The 12495-nt window shown below is 73.4% G+C and carries 12 protein-coding genes; 4 read left to right on the top strand and 8 right to left on the bottom strand.

The window, feature by feature from the left end; translation table 11 throughout:
- Nucleotides 1-17 precede the first annotated feature (17 nt).
- Nucleotides 18-1034, bottom strand: coding sequence for an aldo/keto reductase (locus AB0D99_RS25815; RefSeq protein ID WP_362366785.1), 1017 nt, complete (start codon nucleotides 1032-1034; stop codon nucleotides 18-20).
- Nucleotides 1031-1423, bottom strand: coding sequence for a MerR family transcriptional regulator (locus AB0D99_RS25820; RefSeq protein WP_362366787.1), 393 nt, complete (start codon nucleotides 1421-1423; stop codon nucleotides 1031-1033). The genes AB0D99_RS25815 and AB0D99_RS25820 overlap by 4 nt, the downstream gene beginning before the upstream one ends.
- A gap of 51 nt (nucleotides 1424-1474) precedes the next feature.
- On the opposite strand from AB0D99_RS25820, the gene AB0D99_RS25825 reads away from it, so the two are divergent.
- The gene (locus AB0D99_RS25825; protein ID WP_362366790.1) at nucleotides 1475-2296 is read left to right on the top strand and encodes a serine hydrolase domain-containing protein; all 822 of its coding nucleotides are present in this window, start codon (nucleotides 1475-1477) and stop codon (nucleotides 2294-2296) included.
- Here the strand turns inward: AB0D99_RS25825 and AB0D99_RS25830 are convergent.
- Genes AB0D99_RS25830 through AB0D99_RS25850 form a run of 5 tightly spaced genes read right to left on the bottom strand, consistent with a single transcriptional unit; the run spans nucleotide 2286 to nucleotide 8048 of the window.
- The gene (locus tag AB0D99_RS25830; protein WP_362366793.1) at nucleotides 2286-2996 is read right to left on the bottom strand and encodes a hypothetical protein; all 711 of its coding nucleotides are present in this window, start codon (nucleotides 2994-2996) and stop codon (nucleotides 2286-2288) included. The genes AB0D99_RS25825 and AB0D99_RS25830 overlap by 11 nt on opposite strands.
- The gene (locus tag AB0D99_RS25835; RefSeq protein WP_362366796.1) at nucleotides 2993-4411 is read right to left on the bottom strand and encodes a HAMP domain-containing sensor histidine kinase; all 1419 of its coding nucleotides are present in this window, start codon (nucleotides 4409-4411) and stop codon (nucleotides 2993-2995) included. Before AB0D99_RS25835 ends, AB0D99_RS25830 begins: the two co-directional genes overlap by 4 nt.
- Nucleotides 4412-4437: 26 nt before the next feature.
- Nucleotides 4438-5121 (bottom strand): response regulator transcription factor, encoded by a 684-nt coding sequence (locus AB0D99_RS25840; protein WP_362366798.1) that lies wholly within the window; start codon nucleotides 5119-5121, stop codon nucleotides 4438-4440.
- 60 nt (nucleotides 5122-5181) lie between these two features.
- On the bottom strand, nucleotides 5182-6873 hold the full coding sequence (gene murJ, locus AB0D99_RS25845; RefSeq protein ID WP_362366801.1) for a murein biosynthesis integral membrane protein MurJ: 1692 nt from the start codon (nucleotides 6871-6873) through the stop codon (nucleotides 5182-5184).
- The gene (locus tag AB0D99_RS25850) at nucleotides 6870-8048 is read right to left on the bottom strand and encodes a peptidoglycan bridge formation glycyltransferase FemA/FemB family protein (protein WP_362366804.1); all 1179 of its coding nucleotides are present in this window, start codon (nucleotides 8046-8048) and stop codon (nucleotides 6870-6872) included. The genes murJ and AB0D99_RS25850 overlap by 4 nt, the downstream gene beginning before the upstream one ends.
- A 190-nt stretch (nucleotides 8049-8238) precedes the next feature.
- On the opposite strand from AB0D99_RS25850, the gene AB0D99_RS25855 reads away from it, so the two are divergent.
- On the top strand, nucleotides 8239-9426 hold the full coding sequence (locus AB0D99_RS25855; RefSeq protein ID WP_362366808.1) for an Ig-like domain-containing protein: 1188 nt from the start codon (nucleotides 8239-8241) through the stop codon (nucleotides 9424-9426).
- A 4-nt stretch (nucleotides 9427-9430) separates the two neighbouring features.
- On the opposite strand, the gene AB0D99_RS25860 is transcribed toward AB0D99_RS25855, so the two are convergent.
- Nucleotides 9431-10090, bottom strand: coding sequence for a pirin family protein (locus AB0D99_RS25860; RefSeq protein ID WP_362366811.1), 660 nt, complete (start codon nucleotides 10088-10090; stop codon nucleotides 9431-9433).
- A 217-nt stretch (nucleotides 10091-10307) separates the two neighbouring features.
- On the opposite strand from AB0D99_RS25860, the gene fasR reads away from it, so the two are divergent.
- Both fasR and AB0D99_RS25870 read left to right on the top strand, forming a co-directional pair.
- Nucleotides 10308-11489: a fatty acid biosynthesis transcriptional regulator FasR gene (gene fasR / locus AB0D99_RS25865; RefSeq protein ID WP_362366814.1), complete on the top strand. Its 1182-nt coding sequence runs from the start codon at nucleotides 10308-10310 to the stop codon at nucleotides 11487-11489.
- Between the two features lie 89 nt (nucleotides 11490-11578).
- Nucleotides 11579-12493 (top strand): ACP S-malonyltransferase, encoded by a 915-nt coding sequence (locus AB0D99_RS25870; RefSeq protein ID WP_362366817.1) that lies wholly within the window; start codon nucleotides 11579-11581, stop codon nucleotides 12491-12493.
- Nucleotides 12494-12495 lie beyond the last annotated feature (2 nt).

The raw sequence follows: 12495 nt of genomic DNA on the forward strand, positions 1-12495 counted from the left end.
CGCGGGCGCCCCGCCGCCTACTCCCGCGCCGCCGACGTGGACCGCATGTCCGGGTAGCGGTCCCCCGCCACCTGCGCCGCGATCGGCTCCAGCGCCGCGAGTTCCGGCTCGGTCAGGGTGATCCGGGTCGCCGCCGCGTTCTCCTCCAGGCGGGTGCGCTTGCGGGTGCCCGGGATCGGGACGACCGTCAGGCCGTGGACCGCGGCGCGCTGCTGGACCCAGGCCAGGGCGATCTGCGCCGCCGACGCGCCGTGCGCCGCCGCGATCTTCTGGACCGGCTCCAGGAGCGCCGCGTTCCGCGTCGCGTTCTCGCCCGTGAAGCGGGGCTGGTACTGGCGGTAGTCGCCGCCCGACAGGTCCTTCGACGCGTCGGCGAAGGCGCCGGTCAGGAAGCCCCGGCCCAGCGGGGAGTACGGCACGAACGTCACGCCGAGCTCGGCCGCCGCGCCCACCGCGCTGCGCTCCACGTCACGGGAGAAGAGGGACCACTCCGACTGGAGGGCGGCGATCGGGTGCACCGCGTACGCCTCGCGCAGCTCCGCGCCGGTCACCTCGCTCAGGCCGAGCCGCTTGACCTTGCCCTCCCGCACGAGCTCCGCCATCGCCCCGACCGACTCGGCGAAGGGGATCTCCGGGTCGCGCCGGTGCATGTAGTAGAGGTCGATCGTCTCGACGCCGAGGCGGCGCAGGCTCCCCTCCACGGCCTGCCGGATGTACGCGCGGTCGTTGCGGATGCCCCGGTGGTGCGGGTCGTCGGCGCGCCTTTCGATGGCGAACTTGGTGGCGATGGTGATCTCGTCGCGGTGCGCGGCGACGAACGGTGCCAGGAACTCCTCGTTGGCGCCGCTGCCGTAGACGTCCGCGGTGTCGATCAGGGTGACGCCGGCCTCCAGGGCCGCGTCGAGCGTGTCGCGGGCGGCGGCCTCGTCGGTGTCGCCGTAGAACTCGCTGATGCCCATGGCCCCGAAGCCCTGGACGCCGATCTCGGGTCCTTCCTGGCCGCCGAGCCGTACGGTGTCGATCCTGATGGTCATGAGGTCGTGCCTCCGCAGGTGGTTCCGTAGTGCCCGATCTTGACGTCGAGCACGGCGAGCGCGTCCTGGAGCTCGGTGATCCGGGCGAGGACGTCCCGGCGGGTGCTCTCCAGGAGCTCGCGTCGTTCGTCCCGGGTGTGATCGCCCTCCCGCACCAGCTCCGCGTACCGCACCATCCCCGCGACGGGCATCCCGGTGAGCCGGAGCTTGCCGACGAACGCCAGCCAGTCCAGGTCGCGCTGGGCGAAGCGACGCTGGCCGGTGTGGGACCGGTCGACATGCGGCATCAGCCCGATCCGTTCGTACCAGCGCAGGGTGTGCGCCGACAGCCCGGTCAGGGCGGCCACCTCGCTGATGGTGTAGCGGGCGCTGCTCTCGATCACGCTCATGTCTCCACGCTAGAACCTTGGAGTGCACTCGAAGCAAGTAGGCTCGGTCACATGTTCCTGCAGAGCCTGGCGATGATCGAGAACTGGCCCGTCCCCACCGCGGCGGCCGCCGTCGTGCGCGCGGACGGCACCCTGGCCGGGTCCCACGGCCCCACCGGGCAGCGGTTCCCGCTCGCCTCCGTCACCAAGCCGCTGGCGGCCTACGCCGTCCTCGTCGCGTACGAGGAGGGGGCGATCGACCTCGACGAGCCCGCCGGGCCGGAGGGCGCGACCGTCCGCCATCTGCTGGCCCACACGTCGGGTCTGGCCTTCGACGAGCCGCGGGTCATGGCCGCGCCGGGCGCGCGCCGGATCTACTCCAACACCGGCTTCGAGGTGCTCGGCGACCATGTCGCCAAGGCGACCGACATCCCCTTCGCCGAGTATCTGCACCAGGCCGTCCTGGACCCGCTGGGCATGACCTCGACGTCGCTGGAGGGCTCGCCCGCCAAGGACGGCGTCTCGACCGTCGACGACCTGGTGCGCTTCGCGGCGGAGGTGCAGGCTCCGCGCCTGCTCGACGCGCGTACGGTGCTCGACGCGATGACGGTGACGCACCCCGGGCTGACCGGCATCCTGCCCGGTTACGGCCACCAGCGGCCGAACGACTGGGGGCTGGGCTTCGAGATCCGGGACTCCAAGTCGCCGCACTGGACGGGCGCTTCGTCCTCGCCGCGGACGTTCGGGCACTTCGGGCAGTCGGGGACGTTCCTGTGGATCGACCCGGACGCGCGCGCGGCGTGCGTGGCGCTGACGGACCGGGCCTTCGGACCGTGGGCGGTCGAGGCGTGGCCGCCGTTCACGGACGCGGTGCTCGCGGACCTCAGGGCGTAGGAGTCTGCCGGGGCTCGCCGGTCCGGGAGGGGACCGACCGCACGGCGCCCGGGCTCGGGGTGGCGTCCGGGTTCTCGGACGTGTCCTGCGCGGCGGAGCCGACCCGGACGTCGTCGCAGCGCTCGGCGGGGAGCGAGCCGCCGGGTCCGGTCAGGACGACGGACGCCCGGCCGTCGGTCTCCTCGTTGTAGGCGGCCGTGCACACCAGCTGGCGAATCGCGACGCCGTCCAGTTCGCCGACGGGGAAGGGGAGCCGGACCCGTAGCGTGTGCTCCGCGTCGGTCGTGTCGGTCCGCGGCAGCAGGTGCGGCGCCTCCTTGTCCGTCCACCCGCCCGGCCGCGGCCCCGGCAGCCGGGTGGCGAGGCCGGCCGCCCTCTCCTCCTTGTTCGGGCCTTCCAGCAGCGCGGCGAGCGCCTTGCCGCCGGGGATCCCGCTGCCGAGCGGGTAGGTGGGCGGCGGCTGGCCGTTCGGCATCCGGTAGCCGTCCCAGCCGTCGATCGGTCCGGCCATGTCGCGGGCGACCGGCATCAGCCTGCCGTCGGCGTCGACGTAGAAGAGCAGCATCCGGCTGGTCTCCCCCGGCGCGACCGCGACGGTCGCCGGTCCGCCGACCTCCACCACGTCGCTCTGCTGGATGCCACAGCCCGCGAGCGCCAGCCCGCCCGTGAGGAGCGCGCCGAGCCGCGTCGCGCGCCTCATCGCGGGATCCTCACCGTGAAGACGGCTCCGCCGTCGGGGTCGTTCGCGGCGGTGACGGTGCCGCCGTGCAGCCGGACGTTCTCCAGGGTGATGGCGAGGCCGAGGCCGCTTCCGGCGGAGCGCGCACGGGCCGGGTCCGCCTTGAAGAAACGGTCGAAGACGTGCGGCAGGACCTCTGCGGCGATGCCCGGCCCCCGGTCGGCGACCTCGGTCACCAGCAGGTCGCCCTCGGCCCACATCCGCACGGTCACCGGCGGTGCGCCGTGCTTGAGGGCGTTGCCGACGAGGTTGGCCACGACGAGGTCGAAGCGGCGCGGGTCGAGCCGGGCACGGACGCCGTCGGGCAGTTCGGCGCGGACGAGGGCCGGATCGTTCCAGTGACGGTGCTGGAGGGTCTTGCGGATGCTGTCGGCCGCGTCCACCTCGTCCACGTGGAGTTCGGCGGCGCGCGCGTCGAAGCGGGAGATCTCCATGAGGTCCTCCACGAGCACGGCCAGCTTGCCGGTCTCGGCGCTGATGAGCCGTACCGCCCGTGCGGTGTCGGTGTCGAGGCCGTCGGCGTCCTCGTCGAGGACCTCGGTGACCGCGAGCATCCCGGCGAGTGGGGTCCGCAGCTCGTGGGAGACGTCGGAGGCGAAGCGGCGGGCGCGGGCCTCGGCGTTCCGGAGCTCGACGACGGAGCGTTCGAGCGCGGCGGCCGATTCGTTGAAGGCGTGGGCGAGGTCGGTGAGTTCGTCGCTGCCCTTCGTCTCGATCCGGGTGTCGAGCCGGCCGCGTCCCATGGAGTCGGCGGCGCGGCGGAGTTCCCGTACCGGCCGGAGCACGCTGCGGGCGGCGAGGAGCGCCGGGATCAGGGCGACGGCGAGGGCGGGCAGGGCTCCGTCGCGGGCGGCGACGACCATCGCCTCGATGTTGGCCTCCTCCTCGTCGAGTTCCATGACGGCGTAGAGGACGACGCCGGTGCGGTGCACGGCGGTGGCCGGGGTGTGCGCCCTGAAGACGGTGGGGACCGCGATGGTGAGGTAGGGCCTGCCGTCCTTGACCACCCGCTGGAAGCTCCCGTGCGCGGAGTCCTTGGCGCGGGCGCGGAGCTCGGGCGTGATGACGGTGGATCGGGGGCGGTCGCCGGAGGAGACGCTGACGTTCCCGTACTCGGCGTAGACCCGCCACGGCCGGGGTTTGCCCTGCCGGGCGATCCGGAGGAGGTCGCCTCGCAGGGCCTCCGCCTTGAGCGGCATGTCGACGGTGATGCTGTCCACCTGCTCGCGGAAGGCGGAGACGGCCGTGTTCTGCGCCTGTTCGAGGATGGCGTTGCGGGCGGCCCGGTAGGTGAGGGCGGCGGTGGTGCCGCAGCCGACGGCGGCGACGAGGAGGAAGGCGAGGACCAGCCGGGTGCGGAGCCCGAAGGGCCTCATACGGCGTCGCAGCGCGCGCCGGCGGCTCACAGCGGCCCGAAGCGGTAGCCGAAGCCGCGCAGGGTCTGTATGTAGCGGGGGGCGCCGGGGGTGTCCTCGATCTTGTTGCGCAGGCGGCGGACGCAGGCGTCCACGAGGCGGGCGTCGCCGTGGTAGCTGTGCTCCCAGACGTGTTCGAGGAGCTGCTGTCGGCTGAAGACCTGCTCGGGGGCGGCGGTGAGATGGAGCAGGAGCTTGAGCTCGGAGGGGGCGAGGGCGAGGCGCTCGCCGGACTTGGCGACGGTGAGGCCGCCCCGGTCGATGGCGAGATCGCCGTGGAACTCGACGGCGGGCCTTCCGGCTCCGGGCTCCTCGATGCGCCGGAGCACGGCCCGGATGCGGGCTTCGATGACCTCGGTACGGGCGGGCTTGACGATGTAGTCGTCGGCTCCGGCCTCCAGGCCGACGACGACGTCGAAGTCGTCGCCGCGCGCGGTGAGCATGATGATCGGCAGCTGGCTGGTCTCCCGGACCTGGCGGCAGACCTGGACGCCGTTCATGCCGGGCAGCATCAGGTCGAGCAGCAGCAGATCGGGCCGGAACTCGCCGAGCAGGGCGAGTCCCGTCTCCCCGGTCGGGGCGGTCCGCACCTCGTGCCCACGGCGCCGGAGCCCGAGTTCGACCCCTTCGCGGACGGAGGGGTCGTCTTCTATGAGGAGCACGCGAGGCATTCGAGCAGTATCCCAAGGTGGGTCGAAGGGTCTCCCACCGGACGGGTGGGAGAGGGCGGGTCAGCGGCGCCGGGCGAGGGCGAGCAGCCGGTGGCGGGCACCCGTCAGGAGGGCCTGTACCTCGGTGAGCTTCAGCGGGCGGGCCAGCAGGGCGAAGACGGCGAGGATGGTGAGACCGCCGGCCGCGCCCGCCGCGGGAGCGCCCGCGGGGGCGGTCGCGCGGGCGACGAGCAGTCCGAGCCCGGCCGCCGGTACGGCCGCGGCCAGCAGCCGTGCGAGCGCCGACCCGGCCCGCTGCCCACCCGTCCCGGGACCGGACGGCCCACCCGTCCCGGACCCGGACGGCTGCCCGCCGGTCCCGGCCCCGGCCAGCCGTCGGCGCAGCGCGTACGCGGTGAGCGCCCAGCCCGCCCACAGCGCCAGGGAGTACGCGGCCGCCACGCCCGCCACCGCCCAGGTCGGCGGAAGGACGGCGTAGGCGGTCAGGGACAGACCCGCGTTGAGGCCGGTGATGACCAGGTTCAGCAGGAACGGCGTGCGGGTGTCCCGCAGGGAGTAGAAGGCGCGGGTGCAGACGTACTGTCCCGAGAGGGCGACCAGGCCCGGGGCGAAGGCCATCAGGATCCAGGCCATCGCCCGGACGTCGTCGGCGCTGGTGGCTCCGTACTGGAAGACGGCGCTCATCAGCGGCACCGCGAGCGCGAACAGCGCGCAGGCCGCCGGTACGACGGCCGCCGCGCTCGTCCGGAGCGCGTAGGAGACGTCCTTCCGCACCCTCGCCAGATCGCCGTCCGCCGCCGCCCCGCTCATCCGGGGCAGCAGGGCGGTCATCAGGGAGACGGTGACGATGCCGTGCGGCACGACCCACAGCAGATAGGCGTTGTTGTACGCGGCGAAGCCGAAGCCTCCGCCCGCCCCCAGCTCCTCCGCCCGCGTCCCCGCGGCCGTCGCGAGCTTCGTCGTCACCCAGTACGCGGCCTGGTTGGTGAGGACGAGGAGCACCAGCCAGCCCGCGGAGCGCAGGGGCGCCGTGAGTCCGCTGCCCCGCCAGTCGAAGCGCGGGCGCCAGCGGAAGCCGGCCGCCCGCAGGGAGGGGACGAGCGCGAGGGCCTGGACCGCGATGCCGGCCGTCGTGCCCCAGCCGAGCAGCGCCGTCTCCCGGCCGGTCAGCGCCCCGCCGTCGGCCGTCACCAGGTAGAGCCCGAAGACGGCGATGACGACGACGTTGTTGAGGACGGGGGTCCACATCATCGCGCCGAACCTGCCCCGCGCGTTCAGCACCTGCCCGAGCAGGGTGAAGAGCCCGAGGAAGAAGATCTGCGGCAGGCAGTACCGGGCGAAGGCGACCGTCATCGACTCCTGGGCACCGGTGTAGTCGGTGTACGCGTCGATGACGGCGGGCGCGGCGAGCACCGCGCCCGCCGTCAGCGCGAGCAGCGCGAGGACGCAGACCGTCAGGAGACGGTCGGTGTAGGCGACGCCCCCGTCCTCGTGTTCCTTGGCCGCCTTGACCAGTTCGGGCACGAAGACGGCGTTGAGGGCGCCGCCCAGGAGCAGCATGTAGACGATGGTGGGGATCGAGTTGCCGACCGCGTATCCGTCGGCGATCGCTCCGACGCCGAGGGCCGCGGCGACGATCGCCGAGCGGACGAAGCCGGTGGCGCGCGAGACCAGCGACCCGGCGGCCATCAGCGCGCCGCTGCGCAGCATCGAAGGCGTGCGCGGCTTCGACTCCGTGAGCGTCGCCGTCATCGGCGGGCCAGATACGCCTGGAACGCCCGGTACAGCGCGTGGTTGGTCGTGCCGTCCAACGGTGTCTCCCACTCCCCCAGCGTCTCGACGGCCTGCCCGCCCGTGCCGAGCTTCCAGCGCAGCAGACCGTGGGCGCGGTCGTCCGGATCAAGAGTGGAGGGTATCCCGCGCATGTCGTAGACGTCGGCCCCGGCGGCGTGGGCGTCGAGCATCATGCGCCACTGCAGGGCGTTGGACGGGCGGACCTCGCGACGGTGGTCGGCGGAGGCGCCGGTCTGGTACCAGACCCGCCGGCCCACCGTGATCATCGTGTGGGCGGCGAGGATCTCGCCCTCGTGACGGGCGAGGTAGAGCCTCATCCGGCCGGGTTCCTCGGCGTTGAGGACCGCGTACTGCCGCTCGTAGTAGGCGAGGGAGCGGCCGAGCCGGAAGCCGTCGCGCCGTTCGGTGATCCCGAGGAGCCGGTAGAACTCGGGGAGGTCGGCGGCCGAGCCGACGACGGTCTCGACGCCGGACCTGCGGGCCTTGCGGATGTTGCGCCGCCACTCCTGGTTGAGGCCGTTCCAGAGGTCGTCGGTGGTGCGGCCGGCGAGCGGGACCCGGTAGCCGTGCCGGGGCTGGGCGTCGGCGCCGTCGGAGTCACCGGTGGAGTCGCCGCCGCAGCGGCGCCAGCCGCGGGAGCGGAGCCGTTCGGCGACGGCGGTGCCGAGGGGGTCGACCTCGTCGGCGAGGACGTCGGCGAGACGACGCCCGGTCCCGGTGTGCGCCTTGAGGGTGCGGGCGTTCCAGCGGCGGAAGGCGGGCGAGGGCCCGATGCGTACGGCGAAGGCTCCGGCGGCCCGCAGGTGCTGGAGCAGCGGGGTGAGCCAGCCGTCCAGGTCGGGGTCGGACCAGTCGGCGACGGGTCCTTCGGGGAGGTAGGCGAAGTACTTGCGGGTGCCGGGGAACGGACGCAGCAGGACGAGGGCGACCCCGGTGAGGGTGCCGTCCCCCGGCCCCCAGCCGAGGAACCGGGGTCGCCAGCCGTCCTTGACGTCCGCCCAGGAGGGCAGTTGGAGGAAGCTGGGGCCGTGCCCCGCGCCCGCCGTCGCGAGGAAGGTCCGGTACGCGTGGGGGGTGACGGGCTCCAGCCGGGTGGTCCGCGGGGGTGCGGCCGTCACGAGCAGGGCTGACACAACGTGAGCCTCCTTGTTCCGCCCCTCGGTCGTGGGGCGCACAGGAGCCTCACAGCGGAGCTTGACCGTGCCGCGCGGCGCGTGTGACCGGACGATGACCGTTCCTCTGCAGCCCTTGTCACAAAGGGTTCGCCGTGCTTTCGGCGGCCTACAGTCCGGGCATCCCACATCTTTTCCGGAGGCTTCCGTGATGTCCGTACGCACCCGTGCCCGCACCCGAATACGCCCGGCGCTGGCGGCCCTCGCCCTCTGTGGCTCGCTGGCCGCCTGCTCGGCGGGGGCGGTGGGCGCGCCCCGTGACGAAGGCGGCGCGGAGTCCCCGGAGACGCCGGCGAAGGTGACCGTCACGACACCCGCGGCGGGCCGGACGGTGACGGTCACCGCCACGGGCGGCACGCTCACGACGGTGCGGGTCGTCGACGCGGAGGGCAGTGTGCTGGCGGGCCGTACCGCGGCGGGCGGGGCGTCGTGGGTCTCGGAGCGCAAGGCGGTGCCGGGCACGTCGTACCGCGTGGAGGCGACGGCCCGCACGGCCGGGGGGAAGGAGACGACGGCCAGGTCGACGTTCTCCACGGCGAAGCCCGCGCTGGTCAACAAGCTGACGCTGGCGCCGGGGAAGGGCGCCACGGTCGGGATCGGCCAGCCGCTCTCCGTCGTCTTCGACCGGCCGGTGACCAACAAGGCGGACGTGGAGAGGCAGTTGAAGGTGACGACGTCGAACGGGACGGTCGGATCCTGGGGCTGGCTGAAGGACTGGTCGGGCAAGGACCGGGTGGACTGGCGGCCGCGGGAGTACTGGAAGCCGGGTACGAAGGTCACGCTGGACGCGACGCTCGACGGGACGGACTCGGGCGGGGGCTGGTTCGTACGGGACTACCGCACCGGCTTCACGGTCGGAGGCGGGGCGCAGGTCGTCAAAGTCGACCTCGACCGGAAGCGGCTGGTGCTGGAGAGGGACGGCCGAGAGGTGCGCGCGATTCCCGTGTCGGGCGGGACGCCCGGCGGCGACAAGCGGTCGTGGCGGGGGACGGCGGTGCTGATGGCGAAGGAGGGCACGATCAACATGAACTCGGAGACGGTCGGCCTCGGCGACGCCTACGACAAGATGGTCGACCACTCGATGCGGCTGACCTGGTCGGGCATGTACGCCCACGCGGCGCCGTGGAACGCGCAGCACTTCGGCCGCGCGAACCGCAGCTCGGGCTGCATCGGCATGAGCGACGCGGACGCCGCCTGGTTCTACGCCCAGGTCCGGCCGGGCGACCCCTTCGAGATCCGCGGCGCGGACACGAAGGGCACGGTCGCGGAGGGCAACGGCTACGGGGCGTGGAACGTGAGCTGGGAGAAGTGGCGCGCGAAGAGCGCCGTGGGCCGCTGAGGGCTCAGGAGCCGCGCATCTCCCACAGGAGGAGTTCCGCGTCCGACGTGGCCATGATCGCGAGGTCGCGCGCGCCGGTGACGCGGGCCGCGTCGCCGGGGGCCAGCTCCTCCCCGGCCAGGCGGACGGTACCGCGCGCGACATGGGCGTAGACGAAGTCCGCGTCCGGGACGGCCGTGCGTTCACCGGCCTCCAGACGGCGGACGTGGAGCATCGAGCCCGCCTCCGGGAGCGCGTACGGGGTCGAGTCGGCGATGCCGCGGACGATCTCGTACGAGGGGTCACCGCCGGGCTCCAGCGGTGCGAGCCACATCTGGACGAAGACCAGCGGCGCGTCCCCGTCGTTGCGCTCCTCGTGCCGCACGCCCGCGCCCGAGCCGAGCCGCTGGACGTCCCCGGGGCGGACGACGGTGGTGCGGCCGGTCGAATCGCGGTGGGTCAGCTCGCCCTCGACGACCCAGGTGACGATCTCGGTGTGGCTGTGCGGGTGCTCGTCGAACCCGGCGCCGGGAGCGAGCCGCTCCTCGTTGCAGGCGAGGATCGCGCCGAAGCGGAGGTTGTCGGGGTCGTAGTGCGCGCCGAAGGAGAGGGCGTGGCGGGTCTCGATCCCGGCGGCGGGGTCGCCGCCGGGATAGCGGTCGGCGGCGCGGTGGATACGGATCACGGGGTCACGGTATCCCCGGCCCGCCCGGTCGTGGGCGTGCGTTCCGCCCCGGCGGCACGCGGGGCGGCCGGCCCGCACCGGCCCTGCCGTACGCGGGGGGCGCGGGTCCCGAACGGCGCCGTCGAGGCGGGTCGCGCCCGCCTCCGTCCCGGCCGGCGGGACGATCGGCCGCAACCCCCGGCCACAGATCGGCGGCCCGATGAGGCACCCTTAGTCCGTGTCTGAACCCACGAACGCCTCCCATCCGCACTCCGCGACCCTGAAGCGCCTCGAACAGTCCTCCGGGCGGCTCGCCGCCAACGCGATCGCGCGCATGGACGAGACGCTGCCGTGGTACCGGGCGATGCCGCCCGAGAACAGGTCGTGGATCGGTCTGGTCGCCCAGGCCGGCATCGCCGCGTTCACCGAGTGGTTCCGGCACCCGGAGACCCCGCAGGCCATCTCCACCGACGTCTTCGGCACCGCGCCCCGCGAGCTGACCCGCGCCATCACCCTGCGCCAGACCGTCGAGATGGTCCGCACCACCATCGAGGTGATGGAGGCCGCGATCGAGGAGGTCGCCGCCCCCGGCGACGAGTCGATCCTCCGCGAGGCGCTGCTCGTGTACGCCCGCGAGATCGCCTTCGCGACCGCCCAGGTCTACGCCCAGGCCGCCGAGGCCCGCGGCGCCTGGGACGCCCGCCTGGAGTCCCTGGTCGTCAACGCGGTCCTCTCGGGCGAGGCCGACGAGGGCGCCGTCTCCCGGGCCGCCGCGCTCGGCTGGAACTCCCCCGAGCACGTCTGTGTCGTCCTCGGCACCGCCCCCGACGGCGACAGCGAGCTGACCGTCGAGGCGATCCGCCGTGCCGCCCGCCACGCCAAGCTGCAGGTCCTCACGGGTGTCCTCGGTGACCGGCTCGTGGTCATCGCCGGCGGCAACGACAACCCGCTGGCCGTGGCGAAGGCCCTGATCGGCCCGTACGCGGCCGGGCCGGTCGTCGCGGGGCCCGTCGTCCCCGACCTGCTGGCGGCGACCCGCTCCGCGCAGGCCGCCGCGGCCGGACTCAAGGCGTGTTCGGCGTGGCAGGACGCGCCGAGGCCGGTTCTGGCGGACGATCTGCTTCCGGAGCGTGCCATCGCCTCCGACCCCGCGGCCCGCGAGCAACTGGTGGAGGAGATCTACAGACCGCTGGAAGAAGCGGGCTCGGCGCTCCTGGAAACACTGAGTGTCTATCTGGAGCAGGCGAGCAGCCTGGAGGGCGCCGCACGGATGCTCTTCGTCCACCCCAACACCGTGCGCTACCGGCTTCGACGTGTGACAGACGTCACCGGCTGGTCACCCTCCGATGTCCGCTCCGCGTTCACGCTGCGGATCGCCCTCATCCTGGGGCGCTTGGCCGACGGAGATTCGCAGTCCTAGACTTTTGTCGAACACCAACAATTCCCCTGACGGTTCTTCGTCCTAGTCCCCACGGGCGCCGAGAGCCGTCCCCAAGAGAGAGTGTGAGGGTGCTCGTACTCGTCGCTCCCGGCCAAGGCGCCCAGACGCCCGGCTTCCTGACTCCCTGGCTCGAACTCCCCGGTGCCGCCGACCGCCTCGCGGGCTGGTCCGACGCCATCGGGCTCGACCTCGCCCACTACGGCACGAAGGCGGACGCGGACGAGATCCGTGACACCGCCGTGGCACAGCCGCTGCTCGTGGCCGCCGGACTGCTGTCCGCCGCCGCGCTGGGTGACGTGTCCCCCGGCGCCGTCGCCGGTCACAGCGTCGGCGAGATCACCGCCGCCGCGTTCGCCGGCGTCCTCGACGACACCGCCGCCCTGGGTCTCGTACGGACGCGCGGTCTCGCGATGGCCGAGGCCGCCGCGATCACCGAGACCGGCATGTCCGCGCTCCTCGGCGGCGACCCCGAGGTGAGCGTCGCGCACCTCGAGAAGCTCGGCCTGACCCCGGCCAACGTCAACGGCGCCGGCCAGATCGTGGCCGCCGGCACCCTGGAGCAGCTGGCCGCCCTGGAGGCGGACAAGCCCGAGGGTGTCCGCCGGGTCGTCCCGCTGAAGGTCGCCGGCGCGTTCCATACGCACCACATGGCTCCCGCGGTGGCGAAGCTGGAGGCCGCCGCGAAGGAACTGACCGTGTCCGCCCCGACGGTGCGCTACGTCTCCAACAAGGACGGCCGGGTCGTCACGGAGGGCGCGGAGGTCATCGCGCGCCTGGTCGGCCAGGTCGCCAACCCGGTCCGCTGGGACCTGTGCATGGAGACCTTCCAGGAGCTCGGCGTCACCGCGCTGATCGAGGTGTGCCCGGGCGGCACCCTGACCGGTCTCGCCAAGCGCGCCCTGCCCGGTGTTCCCACCGTCGCCCTGAAGACCCCCGACGACCTCGACGCGGCCCGCACGCTCGTCGCCGAGCACGCAGCCTGAGT

The sequence above is a fragment of the Streptomyces sp. NPDC047971 genome, assembly GCF_040653355.1.
GTDB lineage: Bacteria > Actinomycetota > Actinomycetes > Streptomycetales > Streptomycetaceae > Streptomyces.